Source organism: Mesorhizobium sp. AD1-1 (assembly GCF_020164655.1).
GTDB classification, from domain to species: domain Bacteria; phylum Pseudomonadota; class Alphaproteobacteria; order Rhizobiales; family Rhizobiaceae; genus Mesorhizobium; species Mesorhizobium ciceri.
Window position 1 is genome coordinate 40,557 of record NZ_JAIUGP010000013.1, and the last position, 25,318, is coordinate 65,874.

Consider the following 25,318-nt stretch of genomic DNA (forward strand, 5'->3'; position numbering starts at 1 on the left):
CATGGCCGCCTACGACTACATCCATGACGGCACGGCGATCTACGAGCGCTCCTTCGCCATCATCCGCGCCGAGGCCGATCTGTCGCGCTTCTCCGAAGCCGAGGCCGATGTCGCCATTCGCATGATCCATGCCTGCGGCCAGGTCGAAGCTTCAAGTCATTTTGTGTTCTCCAAGGATTTCGTTGCCGCCGCCCGCACCGCTTTGGCGGCCGGCGCGCCGATCTTCTGCGACGCGGAAATGGTCTCGCATGGCGTCACCCGCGCCAGGCTGCCGGCGGGCAACGAGGTGATCTGCACCATGCGCGACCCGCGTACGCACGACATCGCCAGGGAGATCGGCAACACCCGCTCGGCCGCCGCCATCGACCTCTGGGGCGAGCGCATGGCCGGCTCTGTGGTTGCCATCGGCAATGCGCCGACCGCGCTATTCTATCTCCTGGAAAAACTGCGCGATGGCGCACCGAAGCCGGCGGCCATCATCGGCATGCCGGTCGGCTTCGTCGGTGCGGCCGAATCCAAGGATGCGCTGGCCGAGAATTCCTACGGCGTTCCCTACGCCATCGTGCGTGGCCGGCTTGGCGGCAGTGCCATGACCGCCGCCGCGCTCAATTCATTGGCGAGGCCTGGCCTGTGAACGCCTTTCTCAAAGGCCGCCTCGTTGGCGTCGGCACCGGTCCTGGCGACCCCGAACTGCTGACCCTAAAAGCCGCCCGCATCCTGGCCGAGGCCGATGTCGTGGCCTATTTCGCCAAGCGCGGCAACAACAGCAACGCCCGTGCCATCGTCGAAGCGCAGTTCCGGCCCGAAATGACGGAATTGCCGCTGCTCTATCCCGTCACAACCGAAATCGCCAGGGATCACGACGACTACCGCTCGCAGATCACGGCTTTCTACGAGGAGTCGGCCGAAAAGGTCGCCGAGCACCTCGAAGCCGGCAGAATGGTTGCGGTGCTGTCAGAGGGCGACCCGCTGTTCTACGGCTCTTACATGCATCTGCATGTGCGCCTCGCCCATCGTTTTCCGACCGAAGTCATCCCCGGCGTCACCGCCATGTCCGGCTGCTGGTCGCAGACCGGTATTCCGATCGTCCAGGGCGACGACGTGCTCACCGTGCTGCCGGGCACGATGAGCGAATTCGAGCTCACCCGCCGGCTGGCCGACACCGATGCCGCCGTGATCATGAAGGTCGGCCGCAACCTGCCCAAGATCAGGCGGGCGCTGGAGGCTACGGCCAAGCTGTCGCGCGCCGTCTATGTCGAGCGCGGCACCATGGCCGGCAGCGTCTCGATGAAGCTTGCCGACAAAAAGGACGACAAGGCACCCTACTTCGCCATCGTGCTGGTCGCCGGCTGGTCCGGTCGCCCCGGCGCCGTGGGAGCACAGGCATGAGTGGCCGTCTCACCGTCATCGGCCTTGGGCCCGGCAATGCCGATCAGGTCACCCCGGAGGCCAGCCGCGCTGTCGCCGAGGCGAAATTCTTTTACGGCTACAAGCCCTATCTCGATCGGCTGGACCTGCGCCCGGACCAGACCCGCGTCGCTTCCGACAACCGCGAGGAACTCGCCCGCTCCAAGGACGCATTGAGCAAGGCCGCAGAGGGCCATGACGTCGCCGTGGTCTCCGGCGGCGATCCCGGCGTGTTCGCCATGGCGGCGGCCGTCTGCGAGGCGATCGAGGCCGGTCCGGTCGAATGGCGCGCGGTCGATGTCGCCGTGGTGCCCGGCATCACCGCCATGCTTGCGGTTGCCGCCCGCATCGGGGCGCCGCTCGGCCATGATTTCTGCGCCATCTCGCTCTCCGACAATCTAAAGCCATGGGAATTGATCGAACTGCGCCTGCTGGCGGCGGCCGGTGCCGGCTTCGTCATCGCGCTTTACAACCCGATCAGCAAGGCCCGCCCCTGGCAACTCGGCCGCGCCTTCGAGTGCCTGACCGCCATCCTGCCGGGCACCACGCCGGTAATCTTCGGCCGCGCCGCCGGTCGCCCGGACGAGCGTATCGAGGTCTACCTGCTGGCCGATGTCGAGGCTGAAAAGGCGGACATGGCGACCTGCATTATCATCGGCTCGCCGGAAACCAGGATTATCAAGCGCACGGAGAAGCCGGCGCTGGTCTACACGCCGCGCTCGTCCACCGGACGGACAAAATGATCGACCCCAAATCGATCGACAATGGCGGCCAGCGCTTCGACGGTTTCAGCCGAGGGCACGTCCGGCAGATCAGGCCTGCGGATCATGACCACCTCGATGCCAAGCGCCCGCGCCGAGGCGATCTTGCCAAAGGTCGCCTCGCCGCCGCTGTTCTTGGACACCACGACATCGATGCGGTGCCTTTCGAGCAGCGCGCGTTCCTCCGCGTCGCGAAACGGGCCACGGGCCAACAGATATTCGGCGTCAGGCACGGCCAGCTTCGGCTCGACCGGATCGACACTGCGAATGAGATAGTGGTGCTGGGGCGCTGCTTCGAAAGCCGCAACCTCTTGCCGGCCCAGTGCCAGAAAAACGCGGCGCGGCGCCGGTCCAAGCGCTTGCGCGGCATCGCCGACCGTACCGACCAACGTCCAGCGGTCGCCTTCGACAGGCTCCCAGCCGGGACGCCGCAGGGCAAGGATCGGCACGCCGGCCATGCGCGCGGCTTGTGCGGCATTGGCGGAGATTTGCGCCGCATAGGGATGCGTGGCGTCGATCAGCAGATCGGTGGCCGTTTCCGTGAGGTAAGCGGCCAGCCCGTCGGCGCCGCCAAAGCCTCCGCTTCGCACCGGCACGCCTTGCGCGACCGGGCTTTCGGTGCGGCCGGCCAGCGACAGCGTGACCGAGGCACGCGCCGCCAGTTTTCCGGCCAGTTGCCGCGCTTCGGTAGTGCCGCCGAGGATCAGGATACGGTGGGTCATCATGCCTGCTGAGCGTCAATCGCGAGCCGCCTGGCTGACAGTCGTCGGCATCGGCGAGGACGGTTTAGCGGGTCTCGGCGACGAGGCCAAGCAGCGGATTGCCCAGGCTGAGATCATCTTCGGCGGCAAGCGGCACCTCGCCCTTGTCGCTTCCTTCGCCAAGGGCGAGCCGCGCCCATGGCCGGTTCCCTTCGATGCCGAGATGGCTGACGTCCTGGCGCTTGCCGGCAGGAACGTCTGTGTGCTCGCGTCCGGCGATCCCTTCTTCCACGGCGTCGGCGCCACGCTCGCCCGCAAGGTCAAGGCGCAGGAGATGCACGTTATCCCCGCGCCTTCAGCCGTTTCACTGGCGGCCGCCCGGCTCGGCTGGGCGCTGCAGGATATCGAAACCGTCTCGCTGCACGGCCGGCCGCTCGACCTGATCCGGCCGCTGCTGCAGCCAGGCGCGCGCATCCTGGCGCTGACCTCGGATGCAGAAGCCCCCGCGGCGATTGCCCGCCTGCTCGCGGAACTCGACTTCGGCGCATCGCGGCTGACGATCCTGGAGGCGTTGGGTGGGCCAAGCGAGACCCAGCGCTCGGTCCGCGCCGATGCCTTCGACCTCGAAAACCTCAATCCGCTCAACGTGCTGGCGGTCGAAGTTGAATCCGGTCCGGACGCGCGCGTGCTGCCGCTCACATCAGGCCTTGCCGATCACCTGTTCGACCATGACGGCCAGATCACCAAGCGCGAAATCCGCGCGATCACCCTGTCGGCGCTGGCGCCGCGGCGCGGCGAATTGCTGTGGGACATCGGCGCCGGCTCCGGTTCCATCGGCATAGAATGGATGCTGGCCCACCCTTCCATGCGCACTTTTGCCATCGAGGCCGATCCGGTGCGCGCTGCCCGTATTGGTCGCAACGCCGCTGCCTGTGGCGTTCCCGGCCTTGTCGTGGTCGAAGGCAGCGCGCCCAAGGCGCTTGCCGGGTTGGACACGCCAGACGCGATCTTCATCGGCGGTGGCGGCAGCGATGCCGGTGTCTTGAAAGCTGCCATCAAGGCCCTGCACACTGGCGGCCGTCTCGTGGCAAACGCGGTGACGCTGGAGATGGAAGCCCTGCTTCTTGCCCAACATACGAAGCTCGGCGGCGATCTCACGCGGATAAACATCTCCCGGGCCTCGCCGGTCGGCTCGATGCAGGCCTGGCGGCCGGCCATGCCAGTGACGCAATGGAGCTGGATGAAGCCATGATGGTCGCAGGCATAGGCTGCCGAAAGGGCGTGGGCGTCGAAGACGTGCTTGCGGCGATCGAAACGGCGCTGGAGGCGCATGGGTTGGCGATGACGGCGCTGTCGGCACTGGCGACTGCCGCGTTCAAAAAGGATGAAGAAGCGATCGCCGCCGCTGGCCGCACGCTGAGTCTTCCCGTCATCGTCGTCGACGACTCAGCACTTCAAGCTGCCTCGTCGGATACGCTCAGCCATTCCGATCTCTCGCAGGATGTTGCCGGCACACCATCGGTCTCCGAGGCGTCCGCCCTCGCCGTGGCCGGCACAGGCGCAAAACTGCTTGGCCCCCGCACGGTGCTCGGCCCGGTCACCTGCGCCATCGCCATCAGCGGAGATGCGCCATGACCGTTCATTTCATCGGCGCCGGTCCAGGTGCGGCCGACCTCATCACGCTGCGCGGCGCAAGGCTTTTGGCAAACTGCCCGGTTTGCCTGCATGCCGGCTCGATCGTCGCGCCCGAATTGCTGCAGCACTGCGCGCCGGGGACAAAGCTGGTCGACACCGCGCCGATGTCGCTCGACGAGATCGAGGCCGCCTATCTCGAGGCGCACAAATCAGGCCAGGATGTCGCCCGGCTGCATTCCGGTGACCTGTCGGTATGGAGCGCGGTCGCCGAGCAGATCCGCCGGCTGGAAAAGCACGGCATCCCTTATACGCTGACGCCGGGCGTCCCCTCCTTCGCCGCTGCCGCCGCAGCATTGCGCCGCGAGCTGACCATTCCCGAAGTGGCGCAAAGCCTGGTGCTGACCCGCATTTCCGGCCGCGCGTCAAAGATGCCGCCCGGCGAAACGCTGGCCGGCTTCGGCCGCACCGGCGCCACGCTCGCTATTCATCTTGCCATCCACGCCATCGACCGTGTCGTCGCCGAATTGACGCCGCACTATGGCGGCGATTGCCCGGTGGCGGTCGTCTTCCGCGCTTCCTGGCCGGACGAGCGCGTGCTGACCGGCACGCTGGCGACCATCGAGGCACAGCTCGCCGCCGATCCGATGGAGCGCACGGCGATCATCTTCGTCGGCCGCTCGCTGGCGGCGCAAGGTTTTGGCGAGAGTTCATTATACGACGCCCATTATCAGCGGCGTTTTCGCGGACGGGACGGATTGTGAGCGGCAGCACCAAAAACACCGGCGAAAACGCCACGCTCGAAAAAGCCTTGTCCCGGCTGAACTTCAAGCCGCGCCGGCTCGAGCCGGGCCATGTCTGGCTGGCCGGCGCCGGCCCCGGCGACCCCGGCTGCCTGACGCTCGAAGTGTTGGCGGCTTTGGCCGAGGCGGATGCGCTGGTCTACGACGCACTGGTGTCCCCTGACATTGTCGCAGTTGCCGAAAACGCCGAGCTTTTCTTTGCCGGCAAGCGCGGCGGCAAACCGTCGATGAAACAGGACGACATCACCGCACTTTTGGTGCGGCTCGCGCGCGACGGCCGCCGCGTCGTCAGGCTGAAGGGCGGCGATCCCTATATTTTCGGCCGTGGCGGCGAAGAAGCTCTGGCGCTGGCGCGGGAAAGTATCCCGTTCCGCGTCCTGCCCGGCCTGACCTCGGGCCTCAGTGCGCTGGCCGCAACCGGCATCCCCGCCACCATGCGCGGCATCAACAAGGCGGTGATCCTGGCCACCGGCCACGCCGCCGGCACCGATGACGATCTCGACTGGGCAGCGATCGCCCGCACCGGCCAGCCTGTGGTCGTCTATATGGGCATGGCCAATCTGCCCTTGATCGCCGCAGCACTGCTCGATGGCGGGCTGGCGCCGTCGACACCGGCGGCAGTGATCGTCGCCGCGACGACGCCGCAGGAGCGAACCGTCGTCGCCACGCTCGCCACCATTGCCGAGGAAGCTGCGGCCGCCGGTCTGGCCTCGCCGGCGCTGATCGTCGTTGGCGGCATCGTTGCCATGCGCGCGGCCCTGGCGGGGCAAGCATGACGGCCCGCGCCATCATCATCGGCGCGCCGCGCTCCGGCTCCGGCAAGACCAGCGTCACCATCGGCATCCTGCGGGCGCTGACCCGGCGCGGGCTGAAGGTGCGCGGCGCCAAATCCGGGCCCGACTATATCGACCCCGGCTTCCACACCGCCGCCACGGGCCTCTCCGGTGTCAATCTGGACAGCTGGGCGATGCCGCCATCGCTGCTCAACGCGCTTGCCGCGCAAGCCGCCGATGACACCGATTTCGTCATCCTGGAAAGCGCCATGGGCCTGTTCGACGGGATACCCGCGGCTCCCGGCCGAACCGGCTCGGCGGCCGACCTGGCGCGGCTCTATGGCCTGCCGGTGCTGCTTGTGCTCGACGTCTCCGGCCAGTCGACCACGGCGGCGGCTGTCGCCAAGGGTTTTGCCACCTATGATCCTGACGTGCGCATGGCCGGTGTCGCGCTCAATCGGCTGGGCAGCGAGCGGCACCGCAAGCTGTGCAGCGAGGCCATCGAGGCGATCGGCCTGCCGGTCGTCGGCGCCATCCTGCGCGATCCCACTCTGAACCTGCCCGAGCGGCATCTCGGCCTTGTCCAGGCTGGCGAATATGACGACCTGATGGCGCATCTCGACCGGCTGGCCGACATGGCGGAAAAGTCGCTCGATCTCGATGCGATCATGGCCCTGGCGACGCCCCTCACCCCCGCGCCCGGCGGTTTCGACGACGCGCTGGCGCCGCCCGGCCAACGCATCGCGCTGGCCGAGGATGCCGCCTTCACCTTCCTCTATCCGCATGTCGCCGCCTACTGGCGCAAGGCGGGTGCGGAAATCGTCCCGTTCTCGCCGCTCGTCGACGAAGCGCCCGACGGGACCTGCGACGTTTGCTGGTTGCCGGGCGGCTATCCCGAGCTTCACGCCGGCAAGCTCGCCGCCGCCGCGACTTTCCGCGCCGGCATGGCGCGTTTCGCCGCGACGAAGCCCATCCATGGCGAGTGCGGTGGCTTCATGGTGCTCGGCGAAGCCCTGGAGGACGCGTCGGGCGAAACGCATGCGATGCTCGGCCTGCTCGGCCATGCCACAAGCTTCGCCAGGCGCAAGATGAACCTCGGCTACCGCGAGGCGCGGCTGCGCGCCGACTGCCCGCTGGGCCCGGCTGGGGCGCTGATTCGTGGCCACGAATTCCACTATGCGCAGATGACGGCCACCGGCAATGACGAGCCGCTGGCCGACCTTGCGGACGGCCAGGGCAATCCGATCGGCGCCTCAGGCTACCGGCGCGGCCATGTCAGCGGCACCTTCTTCCATGCGATTGCGAGGGGCTAGAGCATGAAATTCGGGAATCTGGCCCTCTCACCACGACAGGTCGTCGACGACATCGCGCTCTGCCTGGTCTTCTTCACCAGGCTGCCGCTGCCCGTCTTCGATTTTCGCGGCCGCAGCCTTGCCGCGGCGATCTGGGCCGCCCCCATCGCCGGTCTCGTCGTCGGCCTGATCGCCGCCATCGTTTTTGCCACGGCGGAACGGTTCGGCCTTGCCATGGGGCCGGCGGCCGCACTTGCCCTTGCTGCAACCCTGCTCACCACCGGCTGCCTGCATGAGGACGGACTGTCCGACGTCGCCGACGGTTTTGGCGGCGGCAAATCGCGCGGCCGCAAACTTGAGATCATGCGCGACAGCCGCATCGGCGCCTATGGTGCGGCGGCGCTGGCTCTGTCGCTGCTGATCCGCTGGAGCGCGCTGTCGGAGTTCGTCGATCCCACACAGGCCCTGTTTGCCCTCCTGGCCGCACACGCGGCCTCGCGCGGCCTGCTTGGCGCCTTCATGCATCTCTTGCCTCCAGCGCGCGTCAACGGCCTCTCGGTCGACGCCGGCACCGTCTCGCAGGAAACCGCCATAGCCGGCGCCTTGCTCGGCGCGATCCCGCTTCTCCTGCTCGGGCTGGGCGGCGCCGTCTTCGCGCTGATCCTGCTTGGCCTGCTGTTTGCCGCATTCCGCGCCCTTTGCTTCAACCAGATCGAGGGCCAGACCGGCGACACGATCGGCGCCTTGCAGCAGGCAAGCGAGATCGCGGTGCTGCTCGTCGCTTCCGTAGCGCTTTCCTGATCCCTTTGGCCTGATCCCCATGGCCTGATTCCTTTTCGGAGACTTTGCCCCCATGCCCTTCAAATCCCTACGTGAATTGCGCGCCGCCTGCCTCGACCTGCCGGCTGGCAGCGATGCCGCGGCCAATGCGGTCGCACGCCGCCAGGACACGCTGACCAAGCCGCAAGGCAGCCTCGGCCGGCTCGAGACCATCGCCGCGTGGCTGGCGCGCTGGCAGGGCCGCGACATGCCGAAACTCGACCGCGTCAAGGTTTTCGTCTTCGCCGGCAACCACGGCGTCACCGCGCAAGGTGTGTCGGCCTATCCCTCGGAAGTCACCGTGCAGATGGTGGCGAATTTCGCTGGCGGCGGTGCCGCCATCAACCAGCTTGCCCGCATGGCCGGCGCCGAACTCGACGTCATCCCGCTCGATCTCGACCATCCGACCGGCGACTTCACCCAAGGTCCGGCAATGGACGAAGCGCCCTTTCTGGCGGCGATCTCGGCCGGCTATGATGCGGTGACGAAGGATCTTGACCTTATCTGCTTCGGCGAGATGGGCATCGGCAACACCACGCCGGCGGCTGCCATCTCAGCAGCCCTGTTCGGCGGCGGCGCGGAAAAGTGGACAGGGCGCGGCACCGGCGTCGATGACGCCGGCTTGAAGCGCAAGGTGGTCGCCATCGAAGCCGGCCTGAAGCGCCACGCCGCAGCCCTCGCCGATCCGCTTGGCATTGCTGCCGCACTCGGCGGACGCGAACTGGCCGCCATCTTCGGCGCCACGCTGGCCGCCCGCCATCTCGGCATACCCGTGCTGCTCGACGGCTTCGTCTGCACCGCCGCCGCAGCCCCGCTGGCAAAGCTGCATCCAACCGGCCTCGCCCACACCATCGCAGCCCATGTCTCCGCTGAGTCCGGCCATCGCGGCCTGCTCGAAGCGCTCGGCCTGCCGCCGCTGCTCGATCTCGGCATGCGGCTCGGCGAAGGCTCCGGCGCCTGCCTCGCCGTCAACATCGTCCGCTCGGCGCTGGAGTGCCATGCCCGCATGGCGAGTTTTGCCGAGGCTGGCGTTTCGGAGAAGTAATTATTCATTCCCCGTATCGGCCGACAAAGATGCCGTTGTCACGACAAAGGAGGCATCTTACGGCAACGGCGATTCTCAAATAGATTTTTGTGGATGAAGAAATTTCATCCTGCCGCAGCTGCGGTGTTATCGCCGGGGCGGTCGCTGTTGTGTTCCGTCACAGCAGCTATTCAAGTCATGGCCCGATCGACACCGGCATTTTCGTTGTCTTCCTGGTCTTCTTCTGGTGGCCCATCAGCGATTTCTCCGGGGGAAAAGACGGAATTGGCGCCAGCGATGCTGCAGCCGGGGAAAAGAGCCTTGCTTTTCGATTCGGCCGGTTTCTGAGCCGCATTTCCAACGCGGCTGAATCGCCACAAGATCCGGATAGCGCGGTTAAAAAATCACAGTCAGACAGCCTGCCCGGGACGCGCCAAACGCGTCTCGCTTTCAGGGTCTTTCCACCAACTCTTCTAGGAATTTGGTGGGTGCGCACAGGATTGAACTGTGGACCCGCTGATTAAGAGTCAGCTGCTCTACCAACTGAGCTACGCACCCACTCGGCCGGCAAAAACCGGCGTTGGCGGGCATATAGCCGCCACCATCGGTCCTGTCCAGCCCTGCCGGAATCATTTCCCGACAAATCGACCGAGCATGCGTTCGATCAAACGAACAGCTTGCCCTCCGCCACCTTGATTGCGTTGCCGCCGATGCGCGCCGAGGCCAGTTTTCCGCCTTGCACGGTCAGTTCGAGGCGGATGCGCGATGGCCGGCCCATCTCCAGCCCCTGCTCGATCCACAGCTGTGAAATGCCATCGGTCGGCGCGTCGAAATGCATGATGGCGCCGGCAAAGGCGGCTGCCGCCGAGCCGGTCGCCGGGTCTTCGTAGGAAGGCGTGCCGGGCACGATCATGCGCACATGGAAGGCGCTTTCGTGGTTCACCGTCTCGCGGCAGTAGACATAGGGGCTGGCGAAGGCCCACTCGCTCTTGCGCGGCGCCAGTTCCGACCATGCCTGGTTGTCCAGCCGGATGCGGCCCGCCGCCTCGAGATTGGCAACCGGGATGGTGACGTAGGGCACGCCCGCCGACCAGAACGCGACGCGGTGATTCTCGAAGCCGATCTCATGCGGCGTCAACCCAAGCGCGGCACCGATCGCCTCCGGATCGGCATCGAGCTTCAGCGGCTCCGGCAGCTTCGCCAGGTCGAACTCGGCAAAAGTGTTGCCGTCATGCTTGCTGACGGCGCACCGCACCGGACCGATGTTTTCCTCCAGCACGAAGATGCCGGCGCCGCCCTCTTCCGCCAGTTCGGCCAGCGCGATCGCGGCGCCGACCGTCGGATGGCCGGCGAACGGCATTTCATAGTCGGGCGTGAAGATGCGGATGCGGTTTTTGTGCTTGGGATTGTCCGGCGGCAAGACGAACACCGATTCGGACAGGTTGAATTCGCGCGCGATGGCCTGCATCGCGGCCGTGTCCAATCCCTTGCTATCGAGCACGACGGCCAAAGGATTGCCGGCCAGTCGCTCGGTCGTAAACACATCGTAAAGCAAGTAATTCCGGGTTTTCATTCCTGCCTCAATCCCAACATGGGCGAAATTTAATTTGATATTTGAACCGGTAAGCCTGATCTGTGCACAGATAGGGACATTGCGCATTATAGGGGTCCAGCGTGGACCAGATTGTCAATCTGCCAAAGACGGAATCGGATTCCGCCATCGAGACGGCGCTTGGGCTCGACCAGACAGGCCGGCGCAGATCGCGCCGTCGTGGGTGGCTCTATGCGTTGCTGGCGCTGATCGTGCTCGCCGCCGCGCTTGGCCTCTATCAATGGTATGCGGGCTCGCCGGCCAGGATTGACTACACCACAGTGCCTGCCGCCAAGGCCGACCTCACCGTCGCGGTGTCGGCGACCGGCACGTTGCAGCCACTCACCCAAGTCGATATTTCAAGCGAACTGTCCGGCATCATCCGCTCGGTCTCGGCCGAGGAGAACCAGCAGGTCAAGAAGGGTGACGTGCTGGCGACACTCGACACGGTGAAACTCGAAGTCCAGATCGAGCGCGCCGAAGCTTCGGCCAAGGCCGCCGCCGCCAATGTCGAGGACGCCACGGTTACGCTGGCGGAAAACGAGAAGGCGCTGGTGCGCGCCGCCGAACTGACCAAGCGCGGCATGGCGACCGACCAGTCGCTTGAAGCAGCAACCGCCACGCGCGACCGTTCCAAGGCAGCTCTCGACAGTGCGCAGGCCAACCTCGCCATCGCCCAGGCCGACCTCAAGGCGCAGCAGACCGACCTTGCCAAGAGCACCATCTATGCGCCGATCGACGGCATCGTTTTGACGCGCTCGGTCGATCCCGGCCAGACGGTCGCCTCCTCGCTGCAGGCGCCGGTGCTGTTCATCATCGCCGCCGATCTCAGGAACATGGAACTGGTGGCGGCGGTCGACGAGGCCGACATCGGTGCGGTCAAATCCGGCCAGCATGCCCGCTTCACTGTCGATGCCTTCCCCGAGCGGCCGTTCGATGCCGAGATCCGAGACATCTCCTATGCCTCGGTCACCACTGACGGCGTCGTCACCTACAATGCGCGGCTCGAGGTCGACAACAACGAGCTGCTGCTGCGGCCCGGCATGACCGCCACCGTTTCGGTCGTCACCAAGCAGGCCAAGGACGTGCTCACCGTACCGGCCACCGCCTTCCGCTATCGTCCTGCCCAGCAGGCCGCCCGCGGCTGGAGCCTCAGCGACCTGTTCACCGGCCGCATGGGCCGCCCCGGCGGCAACCGCCAGCGCCAGGCCGCCACAGTGCCCACCGACGGCTCGCGCACGCTCTACGTGCTGGAGAACGGGCGTCCGCACCCGGTCAACGTCAAGATCGGCTCCACCGACGGCGAACTGACCGAGATCATTTCTGGCCTCGACGAAGGCGTACAGGTCATCACCGCGTCGCAGCAGCGGAGCTGATGCCGTGGCCGCCGGTGCTGCCCTCATCACCTTCGACAAGGTCTGGAAGAGCTATGGCCAGGGCGAGGCCAAGGTGCATGCGCTGGCCGGCGTCGATCTTGCCATCCGGCGTGGCGAATTCGTCGCCATCATGGGGCCGTCCGGCTCCGGCAAGTCGACGGCGATGAACATCATCGGCTGCCTCGACACGCCGACGACCGGAACCTATTCCTTCATGGGCATCGACGCTGGCCGCCTCGACCGCAACCGCCGCGCCATGCTGCGCAACCTCTATGTCGGCTTCGTCTTCCAGGGTTACAATCTGCTGGCCCGCACCACGGCGGCCGAAAATGTCGAACTGCCGCTGATCTATCGCGGCGTGGCCGCCCGCGAGCGCCGCGACCTTGCCATGCAGGCCCTGGCGGAGGTCGGCCTTGTCGGCCGCGAGCACCACACGCCGGCCGAACTGTCCGGCGGCCAGCAGCAGCGCGTGGCGATCGCGCGCGCCATCGTCACGCGCCCGACGCTGCTCGTCGCCGACGAGCCGACCGGCAATCTCGACACCGCCCGCACGCACGAGATCATGGAGTTGCTGACGCGGCTCAACAAGGAGCTTGGCCTGACCATCGCCATGGTCACCCACGAGGCCGATGTCGCCGACTATGCCGAACGCACCATCCGCTTCCTCGACGGCCACGTCGCCTCTGATTCCAGGAAGCTGGAGATCGCACAACCATGATCTGGGAAACCGTCCGCCTGTCGCTGCGCTCGATCCGCCGCAACGTGCTGCGCTCGTTCCTGACCTTGCTCGGCATCGTCATCGGCGTTGCCGCCGTCATTGCCATGCTCACCATCGGCTCGGGCACCACGCAGAAGGTCAAGGCCGACATCTCCAAGCTCGGCAGCAATCTGCTGGTCGTCCGCTCCGGTCGCCCGGCCGGTCCCGGTGGCCCGGGCGGGCTCGACCAGGTGGTGCGTCCGCTGGCCGAAAAGGAGCTGACGGCGCTGGTTGCGCATCTGACTGGCGCCCGCGCCATTTCGCCGGCTTCGCAAAAGCAGGTCCGGGTCATCTTCGGCACCGAGAGCCTGACCTCGGGCGTTACCGGCACCGACAGCGCCTATCTCGATGCGCGCGACTGGAAACTGGTGTCGGGCCGCCCGTTCAGCGATTCCGAAACCCGCTCGGGCACCGGCGTGTGCCTGATCGGCGAGACGGTGCGCCAACAATTCTTCGGCGCTGGCGATCCCGAGGGCGAGATCATCCGCGTCAACCGCACCTCCTGCAAGATCATCGGCCTGCTCGAGCCCAAGGGCTATACCGGCTTCGGTCAGGATCAGGACAATGTCGTGCTGATGCCGCTGCACGCCTACCAGCGCCGCATCGCCGGCAACCGCGACATCGACAACATCTACATCGCCGCCGATGACCGCACGCCGACCAGCGAGCTGCAGCCGCGCGTCGAGGACATTCTGCGCGACGCCAGACGCATCACGCCCGATCGTGAAAGCGATTTCGCCATCCGCGACATGACCCAGATCGCCGACGCCATGGCCAGCGCCACCACCACCATGACCGGCATGCTGGGCGCCGTCGCCGGCGTCAGCCTGCTGGTCGGCGGCATCGGCATCATGAACATCATGCTGGTGTCGGTCACCGAACGCACCCGCGAGATCGGCATCAGGCTCGCCATCGGCGCGCATGAAAAGCACATCCTGATCCAGTTCCTGGTCGAGGCCACGGTGCTGTCGCTGCTCGGCGGCATTATCGGCATCCTGATCGGGCTGGCGCTGGCCGGCCTCGCCGCGGTGACGCTGACCATCCCGTTCGCGCCGAGCCCGGCGGTGATCCTGCTCGCCGTCGGCTTTTCCGCGCTCATCGGCATGGTGTTCGGCTTCTTCCCGGCGCTGCGCGGCGCCAGGCTCGATCCGATCGACGCGCTTAGGCACGAATAGGGCAACCCGGCCGGGACGCGGCCAGCGCTCAGACCGGTTTTGCACAGCCTTAGACGTTTCCACCCTACCCGCCACTGTCGCCGCGCCGTTCATGATGCTAGGGCAATTCACGCTTGGGTGGAGGAATAGCCAATGAGCAAGAAGGCACGACTGATCCTGACGATGGTCGTCATCGAGGCCTTCCTTGCAGGCATCTGGTGGTATCTCGCCCGCTTCGGCATGGCCAATCCCGATCGCGTCACAGCCGATTTTCAGGCAGTCGTCGGCCAGACCATGGGAATGGCGATGGGCGGTTTGCTGGGCATCGGCTTCATCCTGTTCCTCGTCGCCGCCCGCAACGATCGCAACGCGGCACAGAACAAGACGCGCCCTTAACTCCCGTTTGCGAAATGCCACTCGATCAGCGGCTTCATGTGCGGTGACAGGCCGACCGGCAGGTCGGCGGCATGGCGGATGATCACTGGCCCGTCGATCTCCGGCTCGGTTTCGGTGGCGACGAAGGCTGAGATGCGCTGGGCGATCTCGTCTGCGGGCGCCGCCGCGTGGTAGCGGCGGAAGATCACCGTGCCGCTGTTGGTCGACATGGCGTGGTAGCGCTTGCCGCGATGAGCCCCTGACAGGTCGAGGCCGGTTTCCTCGCGCACTTCGCGGATCATGTTGAAATCGACATCGACCAGGCCATCGCGAAAATCGACCGGCTCGAATGAGCCGGCGGCAAAATAGACGCGGCCGGCGTTGACCGTGTGCGGACCCATGCGGATCGCCACCAGCGCATTGTCGGCAGCCACCAGCATGGCATGGGCATAGGCATGCTCGGCGCCCGAATTCTCGCGCCGCTTCCGCCACAGCATGAAAGTCGAATAGTTGACCGCATGGCAGCGGCCGGCGAGACGGTTGTCGCGGTAGGCAAGCTGCGACAGCAGCACCACCATGCCGTCGAACAGCGCCGGATTGGCAGCGATTTCGTGCTGCCAGTTCTCGGCGATCGCCTCTGCATTGTCCCTTGCGAACGGGTGCGGACCGGGATCGAGCCGGACGTCGATGGCGTCGACCGGCAGGATGACGTTGCGTGGCAGGTCGAAACTCATGCGTCAGGTCATGTCCAGCGTGATCGCCACCGGGCAATGGTCCGACGCCTTCGGCCGGTCCCAGCCGGCACGCGGAAACCGCTCCACTTCCTGCCCCGGCGGAAAGATGGTGCGCCAGGGCTGGCCGTTGCGGATGATGTCGGGAACAGCCGTCGCGTTGCTGGCGGCGAGCCCCTTCGACAGCAGGATGTAGTCGAGCTGGCACAGATGCCGCTCTTCCGGTCCGCGCGTGTGGTAGAAACTCCAGCGGTTCATCTCCGGCCGCCGCTCGACGACGTTTTCGCAGAAGCCGCCGGCCGTCAGCACGTTGATGCAGGACAGGGCTTCGTCGACCACCTCGAAGCGATAGCCGTCGATCGCATCGCCGGCCACCTTCACACGCTGGCGGTAATCGTTCATGTCGCCGCAGATTGCCCAGCGCTTGTCGGCGGCATAGTCCTTGCCGAAGCGCTCCTCGATGATGCGCCGCACGGCCTGCGCCTCCGCGATGCGCACCGGCATCGTCGCCTCGCGCCCGTCGAGCCCGTTGCGCGGCGAACCCATCGACTTGAAATGCACGAGATAGAGCGTCAGCGGCACGCCGCCCACGGTGACGTCGATCTCCAGGCAGTCGCGCCGGAAAATGCGCTCATTGGCCTGATTGCCCAGTGCCTCGAGTTCCGGCGTGTGCAGCCCGAACTGCTCGTAGGTGACATAGGCGTGGCTGGTCATGCGCACGAATTCGATCGGCTGGCCCTGGGCGGTCTCATTGCGCATCATCACGGCAACGTCGATGCCGCGTGAATCATTGCCCGATGTGGTGTATTTCTGCCGGTAGCCCTGCCCCACCATCTTGAACAGATAGCCATATTCGAAGGCCTTCAGCGCCTCGATGTTGTCGACCTCCTGCATGCAGATGATGTCGGCCCGGGTGGCAGCGATTGCCAGCGCCGTCAGCTGGCGCGTGTCGTCGGATTGGGCGATGGCGCGGGCCTGCTCCAGCAGCCTGTATTCCGCCTCGCTCTGGATATCGAACAGCGCCAGCGTTCGATCCTCGTTGAGCTGGTTGCGATAGCCGGAATAATCGAACCTGTTCATCAGGTTCTCGACATTGAAGGTGGCAAGGCGCAGCGACATGCCATGACCTTTGCCCGCAAGTGCTTCGGAAAACAAGCGCGCAGGACCACCATCTGAGATCGATTGGTCCTGGGTGCGTTCGCGTCATGGTTGACGGAACCTTTCCGTTCATCCGCCGTTCAGATGCAAACATCCATTGTTGCCCCATTCCTCGGGTGGGCGTGGGGCCTGTAACTCTTGGAGAGTGCAATGAATTCGCTCTTTTCTTCCACGGTCAAATCGGGGCTGCTAGCCCTGGGTATCCTCTCCGGCGTCACGGCACCGTCCGCCGCCGGCCCGATCATGCAACCGGACCTGTCGATTCCCACCAGCACCGCGGCGCCGAATGTCACGCCGGTCCGCGACAGCTGGGCGGGCGGCAACAACAACCGTCAGTTCAACAACGACAATTGGAGATGGCGCCGGTCGGGCAATTGGGACGGCGGCCGTCGGCACTGGCACGGCGGCGGCGGTCACTGGAATGGTGGAGACAACTGGCGTTGGCGCCATGGTCGCCATCACTATCGCGGCGGCCGTTACTACGATGATGGCGCGAGTGCCGCGATCCTGGGCCTTGGCCTGGGGCTTGGCCTCGGCAGCATGTACAACAACTACGACTACTATGACCGGCCGGCGCCGCGCCGCTACTACCGCGCGGGACGGCTTTCGAGCGCCCATGTCCAATGGTGCTACAACCGCTACCGGTCGTACCGGGCCTATGACAACACGTTCCAGCCCTACAACGGCCCCCGCCAGCAGTGCTACTCACCCTATTGATGGGCTGGCCCTGTAGCTGAGCTGACCGACAGAATGAAAAAACGGCGCCACGTGGCGCCGTTTCTTGTTCATGGAAGCTGCTATTTTCGAGCGCTTGTGGATTTCGCTCAGTTCTTCGCCTTGTCGACCAGCTTGTTTTTGGAAATCCACGGCATCATCGCGCGCAGCTTGGCGCCGACTTCCTCGATCTGGTGGCTGTCATTGTTGCGGCGGATGCCCTTGAAGCGGGACATGCCGGCGCGGTACTCCTGCATCCACTCCGAGGTGAATTTGCCGGTCTGGATGTCCTTCAGCACGCGCTTCATCTCGGCCTTGGTCTCGGCGGTGATGATGCGCGGACCCGAGACATATTCGCCCCATTCGGCGGTGTTCGAAATCGAGTAGTTCATGTTGGCGATGCCGCCTTCATAGATCAGGTCGACGATCAGCTTGACCTCGTGCAGGCACTCGAAATAGGCCATCTCAGGCGCGTAGCCGGCTTCCACCAGCGTCTCGAAACCGGCCCGGATCAGTTCGACCAGGCCGCCGCACAGCACGACCTGCTCGCCGAACAAATCGGTCTCGCATTCCTCGCGGAAATTGGTCTCGATGATGCCCGAACGGCCGCCGCCGACGCCGCAGGCGTAGGACAGTGCCAGGTCGAGCGCATTGCCCGAGGCATCCTGGTTGACGGCGACCAGGCACGGCACGCCGCCGCCCTTCTGGTATTCGCCGCGCACCGTGTGGCCGGGACCTTTCGGCGCGATCATGACGACGTCGACCGTCGGCTTCGGCTCGATCAGGCCGAAATGCACGTTGAGGCCGTGCGCGAAGGCGATCGCGGCACCATCGCGGATGTTCGGGGCGATCTCGTTCTTGTAGATGTCGGCCTGCAGTTCGTCCGGCGTTGCCATCATCATCAAGTCGGCCCATTTGGCCGCGTCCGCCACGCTCATCACCTTGAGACCGTCGGCCTCGACCTTCTTGGCGGTTGCCGAGCCGGCCTTGAGGCCGATTGCGATCTCCTTGGCGCCGGAATCCTTGAGGTTGAGCGCATGCGCCCTGCCCTGGCTGCCATAGCCGATGATGGCGACCTTCTTGCCCTTGATCAGATTGAGATCGGCATCACGATCGTAATAGACGCGCATTTTGTCTTCCTTCCCGTTTATAAATCAGAGCATGATGCCGAAAAGTGTGAAGCGGTTTTCGGACGACATCATGCTCTATCTTCTTGATTTAGAGACGGATTCAGATTTCAGGTCGACTTGACCTGAAATCATCCGGCTCTAGGGCCTTGCGGCCGGTTGTTGCTCCATGAAGAGCGAGAAACTGCTGCGTCGCCCGTGCGGCATCGCCGCCGATCGCCGCCTCAGTCAATTCCAGCCGGTCGCCGAGCAGCAGACGGATCTGCACATCGCGGGCGACCAGCCCGAAAAAGGTGCGGAACGCCGTCTCGGCATCCGCGAAATCCAAAAGCCCGGTCCGTCGGCCGGCCTCGAGCACCGGCTTCAGCCGTTTGGCCAGCGCGAAGCGGCCGTTCTCCAGCACCACGGCGCCGAGATTGTCCTTGCCGGAACCGGCATGGCTGACCGCCACCCGATTGAGCGCGATCGACGTGTCGCTGGAAATCACCTTGAGCCAATCCGAGGCGAAGCGCTCGAGGCTCGCGGTCAGCGAGGCAAGATCGAGCCCCTTGCGGTCGACCGGTGCCACCCGCACTTTCGAGGCCTGCCATTGCACCGTCGCCGTCAGCAGCCCGTCGCGGTCGCCGAACCATTTGTAGAGCGTTTCCTTGGAACAGCTGGCGCGGCGCGCCACGGCGGTCATGGTCAGCTGGTCGCCTTCCTCGACCAGCTGCCGCAACGCCGCGTCGAGCACGGCCTTCTGCCGCTCTGTCAGCGCTTCGCTGGTGTCGATGTCAGGCACGATGTGCAACACGCTCTTCTCTCGAAAGGTCGGCATTCCCGATAAGCCGTACCGTACGTTACGGTTCGGCTTATTGCGCGATCCGAGGCCGTGCGCAAGAGGACGAGAGCAAAATATCTGCAAAATGGACAGGCGCTGGCGCGACAGGCTCGCTTAATCGCTGGCTGGCGGATGGCGCAACCGTCCAAGCAGTGCCGAGACCATGGTCAGCTCATCTGCCGACAGTTTGGCGCCAATCAGTTCGGCGATCGAGCGTCCGTACACAGCCCACATCTGGCGGCGTGTCTCTCGCCCCTTGGCCGCGATGCGGATGGTCTGGCCACGGCCGTCATCGGCCACCGGCAGTTTCTCGACGAGCCCATCGGCCTCGAGCCGGGCCAGCAGGCGCGAAATGTTGTATTGCGCGAACAGCGTGCGCTCGATGAGCTGGAACGGCCGCAACCCGCCCTCGCCCGCCTCGGCAAGCTCATGCAACACGTCGTACCAGGCAAGCGGCGGCAGACCGACGGCCTTCAATGCCTCTTCGGCGCTCTCCATCAACTGGCGCGATACGCGCATCAGGCGAGCCCAAGCCTTGATGGCTTCGGGCGAAGGCGTGGCTTTCTCGGTCATGGCGCACCTTAGACGATAGATGCAATTGCATCAAGCTTGACGATCAATGCATATGCATCTACATAGATGCAATTGCATTAATCAGGGAAAGCCAATCCGATGAAACACGAAATCTGCAAACGCGCCGACAAGCTCATTCTCGTCAGCCATCACCTCTGCCCCTATGTGCAACGCGCCGCGATTTCGCTCACCGAAAAGGGCGTGCCGTTCGAGCGCGTCGATATCGACCTCGCCAACAAGCCGGACTGGTTCAAGGCGATCTCGCCGCTCGGCAAGGTGCCGCTGCTGCGCGTGCAGCGAAATGGCGAGGAAACGGTGATCTTCGAATCGGCCGTCATCCTCGAATTCCTCGAAGAGACGCAAGCCAACCCCCTCCACCCTGCCGATCCCTATGCCCGCGCCCGGCATCGCGCCTGGATCGAGTTCGGTTCGGCAACCCTCAATGCCATCGGCCGGTTCTATTCAACATCGACCGAGGCCGGCTTCCTTGACGAATCCAGCGCGCTGTCCGCCATGTTCGACCGTCTCGAAGCCGAGCTGGCGGACGAGCCTGGCGGCCCCTGGTTCGCCAGCAAGCACTTCTCGCTGGTCGACGCCGTTTACGGTCCGGTCTTCCGCTATCTCGATGTCTTCGACCGGATCGGTGATTTCGGCATTCTTGACCGTAAGCCCCTCGTCCGCGCCTGGCGCCAGGCTTTGAGTGAACGCCCGTCGATCAGGCAAGCCGTGGCGCCGGACTACCCACAGCGCCTGCATACCTTCCTGCGGGCAAAGGGATCGTACCTTTCGAGCCTCATTGGCCAAAACGATCCGGCCACCGCGCTTCGACCAGTCCTATCCGCTTGAACGGATCGATTACGGTGCCGGCCACCATCGAGGCGAGAAACTGCGGCGCCGGCGGGATTTTTGCCACCGTCGCCACCAGCCTGTCGCGGATGAAGGGCAGCGCCACCGAATCCGACTGGTAGAACGGCGTGAACGCCAGCGACAGCGCCTGGAAGATGCGGACATGCCAGCGCCGCGCCCTCGCATAGGCTTCAAGTGCCGCTTCGACACTGTCCGTCCGCGCCAGCGCATGGCTGAGCGCCGCGGCGTCGAGCAGCGCCATATTGGCCCCTTGCCCGAGCTGCGGGCTGGTCGAGTGCGCCGCGTCGCCGATGATGGCCAGCCGCCGCCCAACCGGCCGCTTCATCGTGTGGTGGCCATAGCGCGCCAGCGAGAGCTGGTCGAAACTGTCGATCTGGCTGACATACGCCTCGCTCTGCGGCCACAGCCGGATCACCCTGTCCTTCCAGGCATCCAGGCCCCGGACGCGCACCTCATCGGCGTCCGACGGCTTCAGGCTCCAGAAGAAGGCCGCCATCTTTTCAGCGCCCGGCTGCGGCCGGCCGATCGGCAGCACGCCGATCATCACGCTCGCTCTGTCGTAGCGTTGCAGCAGCGCGCGCTCATCGAAACCGTCGCCGCGCCAGCCAAGCGAGGCCCAGAACGCGCCATAGGTGAGCGGTCGTGGCTCGCCTGCAGCGCTTGCGCCGCGCAGTTTCGAGCGCGAACCGCTGGCGTCGATGACGAGGTCGAACGGCCCCGTCCTTCGTCCGTTGCCGCAGATCAGCGTCGTCCGTTCGCCCGTCTCCAAGGCCTCGATCTCGACGCCGGTTTCGATGGCGATCGCTTTGCGTTGGGCGGCGCGGAAGAGCACGCCGAACAAGGCCGCCCGGTGCACCGCCAGCCCGAAGCGGCCACCGCGCTGCGCATCGTAGCGGACATCGAGCACGGTACGGCCTGTGGTGGCATCGGCGCCATGCAGGCGGTCGATGCGGCTGCCCAGCGCCAGCATGTCGTCGAGCAGGCCAAGATCGGCCAGCACCGTCAGCCCTGTCGGCTGCAGGATCAGCCCGGAGCCGACCGGCTTCGGCTCATCGAAGCGTTCAAAGACCGTGACCCGATGCCCGGCGCGCTTGAGATAGAGCGCCATGGCCAGTCCCGCCGGCCCGGCGCCTGCTATTGCGATGTCGTAGGAAATGCCAATGCCCCCAAAGCCGAACTGGCCGGGACAATCCTTCAGCAGCCCGGCGAAATCAAGCCGCACCCTGGGGCTTTAGCGGTCGTTCAAGCCAGGGCCTTGGCGGCCGTTCAAGCCTGGGAAGCATCAAAATCGGCGCGCGCTGCGCGCACCGCATCATGGTTGAGTTCGGCCCACAGAATCAATTGATGAAAGGCGCCGAACATAGAGCGCCCGAGATCGGTCAGGCTGTATTCAACGCTTGGTGGTTTGGTCGGGAACACCTCACGATGCACATAGCCATCGCGCTGAAGATCGTACAGCGTCTGGGTCAGCATGCGCTGCGAAATGTCGGGCACAAGGCGCCGCAACTCGCCGAAGCGATAGGGTTTTTCAGCCAGCGCCATCATCAGCAGCGACCTCCATTTGCCGCTCACCCCCTGGATGACCTCGCGAACCGGACAATTGGCAATATTACCGCCGCCTGAGATGGCCTTGTAGACCTCCAACTTCGACTTCAGATTGATGACCTTGCCGTCCATGGCTGGTTCCCTGCGTGTGCCTACCTCCCGAAAAACTGCCTTCTTTACGGCACCAGGTCAATTCCTATTTTAGTGCTGGTCTCTTTTTGAGACTGCCACTCGAACCGCCTTAGCGGCGCAATGTCAGGACCTTCCATGAGCGAAACCCTTCTCGTCACCGGCGCTTCCGGCCAGCTCGGCCGCGGCGTCATCCAATATCTCCTGGACAAGCACAAAGTTCCACCGGCAAACATCATCGCCGCCACACGCAATCCGGAAAGCGTGGCCGATCTGGCGTTGCGCGGCGTCGTTGTCAGGGCCGCCGACTTCAACGACGCGGCGTCGCTGGAAACCGCATTCAAAGGCGCCGACAAGGTGCTGATCATTTCGACCGGCGATCTCGATCTCAAAAGCGGCAGGCGCCTGAAGCAGCACGAAAATGCCGTCGCCGCGGCCAAAAATGCCGGCATTTCGCATCTGCTCTACACCTCGATGCCCAATCCGGAGCCGGTATCGCCGGTCCTGTTTGCCGATGACCACTACAGCACCGAGCAGGCGATCAAGGCGAGCGGCATCCCCTACACGATCTTCCGCAACGGCTGGTACCAGGAGAACCTGTTCATGGCCCTGCCGCACGCGATCGCCTCGGGAAAATGGTACACGTCGGCCGGCGACGGGCGCATTGCCCACGGTGCGCGCGACGACATGGCAGCGGCGATCGCCGCCAGCCTCGCTGGCGCTTCAAACGAAAGCAAGACCTACACCTTGACCGGTCCGCACGCCTACACCACGGCAGAGATTGCCGCCCTGGTAAGCGAGGTCACCGGCAAGTCGCTCGATGTCGTGCAGGTTCCGGATGAAGCGCTCACCGAAGGGGTAAAGGCATCAGGCGTTCCCGAGGATTTTGCTGAAGTCATCGTGTCCTTCGACGTCAACACGCGCTCCGGCCGCATCGCCATGGTGACGGACTCGGTCGAGACGCTTTCCGGCCGCAAGCCAAAAACGCTGAAGCAGTTCCTCGAGGCGAACAAGGCCGCGCTGGCCGGTTGAAGCGGAGTGACATGGACTGTGCCGCAAGACACAGCTCATTCGCCAGGACATGTCGAGATTCAGGTCAGGCTGGACCGAGAATGGTGGGTTCCGAGAACCGGAACGGAGCGGACACCTAGTCCGTGAGTACCGGAAGCGCGGGAACCTGCCGTTCGCAGGCCGGCCTGAATATCGGCATGTCCTAGATGGCCACCTGAGTGCCGATCTCCACCACGCGCCCGGTCGGGATCTGGAAATACTCCGTCGCGTCGGCCGCCGTGCGCGCCAGGCCGATGAACAGCCGGTCCTGCCACACCGGCATGCCGGAATTGGGCGAGGCCTTGAGCGAACGCCGCGACAGGAAGAACGAAGTCGTCATGATGTCGAATTTCCAGCCCTGCTTGCGGCAGATCGCCAGCGCGCGCGGGATGTTGGGCTGCTCCATATAGCCGAAGGTCAGCGTTACCCGCATGAACAGCTCGTTGACCGTCTCCATCTTGACCCGGTCGCTGTCGGGCACCACCGGCTGCGGCGCGGTCACCACCGAAAGGATGACGTTCTGCTCATGCAGCACCTTGTAGTGCTTCAGGCTGTGCATCAATGCGGTTGGCGCACTGAGCGGATCGCTGGTCAGGAACACGGCGGTGCCGGACACCAGCTGCGGCTTCTTCTTCAACAGATTGCCGGCCAGGAAATCGAGCGGGATCTCGTTGCGGCGGGTCTTGTCGAACAGATAGCGGCTGCCGCGCACCCAGGTCCACATGGCCAGCACGATGGTGAAGGCAACGGCCAGCGATGCCCAGCCGCCCTCAAACACCTTGACGATGTTGGAGGCAAAGAAACCGACGTCGATGAAGCCGAACAGCGCCGTCAGCGAGACCGCCAGCCACAGCTTCCATTTCCAGATCCGCGTCATGACCACAAACAACAGCACCGTGGTCACCAGCATGTTGCCGGTCACCGAGATGCCGTAGGCCGATGCCAGCCTGCTGGACTCGCCGAAGCCCACCACCAGCATCATCACCACCAGCGCCAGCAGCAGGTTGACGCGCGGCATGTAGATCTGGCCGGACTGTTTCTCCGACGTATGCAGAATTTCCAGGCGCGGCAGCATGTTGAGCTGCACCGCCTGCCTGGTCAACGAGAAGGCGCCCGAGATCACCGCCTGGCTGGCGATGACCGTGGCGGCGGTCGCCAGCACGACCATCGGGATCAGCGTCCAGCCTTCATTCATTTCGAAGAACGGATGGCCGACGACGCCGTTCTTGGCCAGCACGAAAGCGCCCTGCCCGGCATAATTGAGCAGCAGGCACGGAAACACGACCCACAGCCAGGCGAGCACGATCGGCTTGCGGCCGAAATGGCCGAGATCGGCATAGAGCGCTTCCGCGCCGGTCACGGCGAGGAAGATGGCGCCGATGGTGACGAAAGCGACATCGGGCGAATTGATCAGGAAGGCGACGATGTAGTGCGGGCTGATCGCCCACAGGATTTCCGGATCGGCGATGATGTGGTTGAGGCCGGAAAGGCCGATCGCCAGGAACCACACCGCCGTCACGGGACCGAAGACCAATCCCACGCCGCCCGTGCCGAAACGTTGCACCGCGAACACCATGGCGAGAATGACCAGTGTCAGCGGCACGACATAAGGCTGGAAGGTCGGCGTGACGACGTTCATGCCTTCGACCGCCGACAGCACCGAAATCGCCGGCGTGATGACGGCGTCGCCGAAGAAAAGCGACGCCCCGACGATGCCGATGCCGAGCATCAGCGCCGAGCGCTTGGGGAAACTGCCGCGCGCCAGCGCCATCAGCGACAGCACGCCGCCCTCGCCGCGGTTGTTCGCCCGCAGCACGAACATGATGTATTTGATGGTGACGATGATGGTCAGCGACCAGATGATCAGCGACAAAACGCCCAGGATGTCACCGCGGTCGGCCACTTCTCCGCCGGAAGATGCCACCAGCGCCTCGCGAAAGGCGTAGATCGGGCTGGTGCCGATATCCCCATAGACAACACCGAGCGCGCCCAGCATCAGAACCTTGGTGCTGTGCTGTTCGACTTCCGAATGGCTCGATTGTTCGACGGGTTCTGCCTCACTACCATTATTGGTAAGGGCCATGGACGACACTCCGATAAGCGCGCGGTGCTCTACGCTTGCTGCAATGCAATATCAAG

The 25,318-nt window shown here is 64.8% G+C and carries 27 protein-coding genes and 1 tRNA gene; 17 read left to right on the forward strand and 11 right to left on the reverse strand.

The annotated features are described in order from the left end of the window. Position 1 precedes the first annotated feature (1 nt). The 3 genes from LB519_RS22555 to LB519_RS22565 are packed head-to-tail and all read left to right on the forward strand — an operon-like array spanning position 2 to position 2,150. Positions 2-634, forward strand: a complete 633-nt coding sequence (locus LB519_RS22555) for a precorrin-8X methylmutase (RefSeq protein WP_224621250.1) — start codon at positions 2-4, stop codon at positions 632-634. Further along, a complete protein-coding gene (locus LB519_RS22560) occupies positions 631-1,389 on the forward strand; it encodes a precorrin-2 C(20)-methyltransferase (RefSeq protein ID WP_063172428.1) in 759 nt (252 codons plus the stop codon). Before LB519_RS22555 ends, LB519_RS22560 begins: the two co-directional genes overlap by 4 nt. Beyond that, positions 1,386-2,150, forward strand: a complete 765-nt coding sequence (locus tag LB519_RS22565) for a precorrin-3B C(17)-methyltransferase (RefSeq protein WP_024501370.1) — start codon at positions 1,386-1,388, stop codon at positions 2,148-2,150. Before LB519_RS22560 ends, LB519_RS22565 begins: the two co-directional genes overlap by 4 nt. On the opposite strand, the gene LB519_RS22570 is transcribed toward LB519_RS22565, so the two are convergent. Next, complete coding sequence (locus LB519_RS22570; protein WP_024501371.1) at positions 2,114-2,890, reverse strand: cobalt-precorrin-6A reductase; 777 nt, start codon at positions 2,888-2,890, stop codon at positions 2,114-2,116. The two genes, LB519_RS22565 and LB519_RS22570, sit on opposite strands and share 37 nt — an antisense overlap. 1 nt (position 2,891) lies before the next feature. Between LB519_RS22570 and cbiE the strand changes: the two genes are divergently transcribed. From cbiE to cobT, 7 genes are read left to right on the forward strand one after another with little or no spacing between them, the layout of a single operon-like run. Continuing rightward, complete coding sequence (gene cbiE, locus LB519_RS22575) at positions 2,892-4,121, forward strand: precorrin-6y C5,15-methyltransferase (decarboxylating) subunit CbiE (protein WP_127385520.1); 1,230 nt, start codon at positions 2,892-2,894, stop codon at positions 4,119-4,121. Further along, on the forward strand, positions 4,118-4,504 hold the full coding sequence (locus LB519_RS22580) for a cobalamin biosynthesis protein (RefSeq protein ID WP_027160558.1): 387 nt from the start codon (positions 4,118-4,120) through the stop codon (positions 4,502-4,504). The genes cbiE and LB519_RS22580 overlap by 4 nt, the downstream gene beginning before the upstream one ends. Further along, positions 4,501-5,265, forward strand: coding sequence for a precorrin-4 C(11)-methyltransferase (gene cobM / locus LB519_RS22585; protein ID WP_224621251.1), 765 nt, complete (start codon positions 4,501-4,503; stop codon positions 5,263-5,265). Before LB519_RS22580 ends, cobM begins: the two co-directional genes overlap by 4 nt. Beyond that, entirely contained in the window at positions 5,262-6,080 is an 819-nt protein-coding gene (gene cobA / locus LB519_RS22590) for a uroporphyrinogen-III C-methyltransferase (RefSeq protein ID WP_224621252.1), read from the forward strand. Before cobM ends, cobA begins: the two co-directional genes overlap by 4 nt. Continuing rightward, positions 6,077-7,390 carry a cobyrinate a,c-diamide synthase gene (locus LB519_RS22595; protein ID WP_224621253.1) on the forward strand — a complete coding sequence of 438 codons (1,314 nt, stop codon included), beginning with the start codon at positions 6,077-6,079 and terminating at the stop codon, positions 7,388-7,390. The genes cobA and LB519_RS22595 overlap by 4 nt, the downstream gene beginning before the upstream one ends. 3 nt (positions 7,391-7,393) lie before the next feature. Beyond that, positions 7,394-8,170, forward strand: a complete 777-nt coding sequence (gene cobS, locus LB519_RS22600; RefSeq protein ID WP_224621254.1) for an adenosylcobinamide-GDP ribazoletransferase — start codon at positions 7,394-7,396, stop codon at positions 8,168-8,170. 52 nt (positions 8,171-8,222) lie between these two features. Next, entirely contained in the window at positions 8,223-9,233 is a 1,011-nt protein-coding gene (cobT, locus tag LB519_RS22605) for a nicotinate-nucleotide--dimethylbenzimidazole phosphoribosyltransferase (RefSeq protein ID WP_224621255.1), read from the forward strand. A 461-nt stretch (positions 9,234-9,694) separates the two neighbouring features. On the opposite strand, the gene LB519_RS22610 is transcribed toward cobT, so the two are convergent. Together LB519_RS22610 and LB519_RS22615 are read right to left on the reverse strand one after the other, a co-directional pair. Further along, positions 9,695-9,770 (reverse strand) — tRNA-Lys (locus LB519_RS22610). A gap of 106 nt (positions 9,771-9,876) precedes the next feature. Continuing rightward, positions 9,877-10,785 (reverse strand): PhzF family phenazine biosynthesis protein, encoded by a 909-nt coding sequence (locus LB519_RS22615; protein WP_027160563.1) that lies wholly within the window; start codon positions 10,783-10,785, stop codon positions 9,877-9,879. Between the two features lie 101 nt (positions 10,786-10,886). Between LB519_RS22615 and LB519_RS22620 the strand changes: the two genes are divergently transcribed. From LB519_RS22620 to LB519_RS22635, 4 genes are all read left to right on the forward strand, one after another. Next, positions 10,887-12,179 carry an efflux RND transporter periplasmic adaptor subunit gene (locus LB519_RS22620; RefSeq protein ID WP_224621256.1) on the forward strand — a complete coding sequence of 431 codons (1,293 nt, stop codon included), beginning with the start codon at positions 10,887-10,889 and terminating at the stop codon, positions 12,177-12,179. A gap of 4 nt (positions 12,180-12,183) precedes the next feature. Then, complete coding sequence (locus tag LB519_RS22625; protein WP_224621257.1) at positions 12,184-12,897, forward strand: ABC transporter ATP-binding protein; 714 nt, start codon at positions 12,184-12,186, stop codon at positions 12,895-12,897. Further along, positions 12,894-14,111 (forward strand): ABC transporter permease, encoded by a 1,218-nt coding sequence (locus tag LB519_RS22630; RefSeq protein WP_224621258.1) that lies wholly within the window; start codon positions 12,894-12,896, stop codon positions 14,109-14,111. The genes LB519_RS22625 and LB519_RS22630 overlap by 4 nt, the downstream gene beginning before the upstream one ends. Positions 14,112-14,243: 132 nt before the next feature. After that, positions 14,244-14,486, forward strand: a complete 243-nt coding sequence (locus tag LB519_RS22635) for a hypothetical protein (protein WP_013531069.1) — start codon at positions 14,244-14,246, stop codon at positions 14,484-14,486. On the opposite strand, the gene LB519_RS22640 is transcribed toward LB519_RS22635, so the two are convergent. Together LB519_RS22640 and LB519_RS22645 are read right to left on the reverse strand one after the other, a co-directional pair. Further along, positions 14,483-15,199, reverse strand: a complete 717-nt coding sequence (locus LB519_RS22640; protein ID WP_013531068.1) for a hypothetical protein — start codon at positions 15,197-15,199, stop codon at positions 14,483-14,485. The genes LB519_RS22635 and LB519_RS22640 overlap by 4 nt on opposite strands. Before the next feature lie 3 nt (positions 15,200-15,202). Beyond that, on the reverse strand, positions 15,203-16,315 hold the full coding sequence (locus tag LB519_RS22645; RefSeq protein ID WP_224621261.1) for an endonuclease/exonuclease/phosphatase family protein: 1,113 nt from the start codon (positions 16,313-16,315) through the stop codon (positions 15,203-15,205). Positions 16,316-16,504: 189 nt separating this feature from the next. On the opposite strand from LB519_RS22645, the gene LB519_RS22650 reads away from it, so the two are divergent. Beyond that, entirely contained in the window at positions 16,505-17,071 is a 567-nt protein-coding gene (locus LB519_RS22650; RefSeq protein WP_013531066.1) for a BA14K family protein, read from the forward strand. 107 nt (positions 17,072-17,178) lie between these two features. Here LB519_RS22650 and ilvC read toward each other — a convergent pair whose 3' ends face one another. From ilvC to LB519_RS22665, 3 genes are all read right to left on the reverse strand, one after another. Beyond that, positions 17,179-18,198 (reverse strand): ketol-acid reductoisomerase, encoded by a 1,020-nt coding sequence (gene ilvC / locus LB519_RS22655; RefSeq protein WP_224621262.1) that lies wholly within the window; start codon positions 18,196-18,198, stop codon positions 17,179-17,181. 100 nt (positions 18,199-18,298) lie between these two features. Further along, complete coding sequence (locus LB519_RS22660) at positions 18,299-19,012, reverse strand: TetR/AcrR family transcriptional regulator (protein ID WP_224621263.1); 714 nt, start codon at positions 19,010-19,012, stop codon at positions 18,299-18,301. Between the two features lie 117 nt (positions 19,013-19,129). Further along, positions 19,130-19,588 carry a MarR family winged helix-turn-helix transcriptional regulator gene (locus tag LB519_RS22665; protein ID WP_063172435.1) on the reverse strand — a complete coding sequence of 153 codons (459 nt, stop codon included), beginning with the start codon at positions 19,586-19,588 and terminating at the stop codon, positions 19,130-19,132. A gap of 99 nt (positions 19,589-19,687) precedes the next feature. On the opposite strand from LB519_RS22665, the gene LB519_RS22670 reads away from it, so the two are divergent. Continuing rightward, on the forward strand, positions 19,688-20,434 hold the full coding sequence (locus LB519_RS22670; RefSeq protein WP_027160572.1) for a glutathione S-transferase family protein: 747 nt from the start codon (positions 19,688-19,690) through the stop codon (positions 20,432-20,434). Here LB519_RS22670 and LB519_RS22675 read toward each other — a convergent pair. Next, positions 20,382-21,677: an FAD-dependent oxidoreductase gene (locus LB519_RS22675; protein ID WP_224621264.1), complete on the reverse strand. Its 1,296-nt coding sequence runs from the start codon at positions 21,675-21,677 to the stop codon at positions 20,382-20,384. The genes LB519_RS22670 and LB519_RS22675 overlap by 53 nt on opposite strands. A gap of 44 nt (positions 21,678-21,721) precedes the next feature. Next, positions 21,722-22,132, reverse strand: coding sequence for a winged helix-turn-helix transcriptional regulator (locus LB519_RS22680; protein ID WP_013531060.1), 411 nt, complete (start codon positions 22,130-22,132; stop codon positions 21,722-21,724). 135 nt (positions 22,133-22,267) lie between these two features. Between LB519_RS22680 and LB519_RS22685 the strand changes: the two genes are divergently transcribed. Further along, positions 22,268-23,161, forward strand: a complete 894-nt coding sequence (locus tag LB519_RS22685; RefSeq protein ID WP_063172436.1) for an SDR family oxidoreductase — start codon at positions 22,268-22,270, stop codon at positions 23,159-23,161. Positions 23,162-23,342: 181 nt separating this feature from the next. On the opposite strand, the gene LB519_RS22690 is transcribed toward LB519_RS22685, so the two are convergent. Next, on the reverse strand, positions 23,343-25,262 hold the full coding sequence (locus LB519_RS22690) for a potassium transporter Kup (protein WP_013531058.1): 1,920 nt from the start codon (positions 25,260-25,262) through the stop codon (positions 23,343-23,345). Between the last annotated feature and the right edge of the window lie 56 nt (positions 25,263-25,318).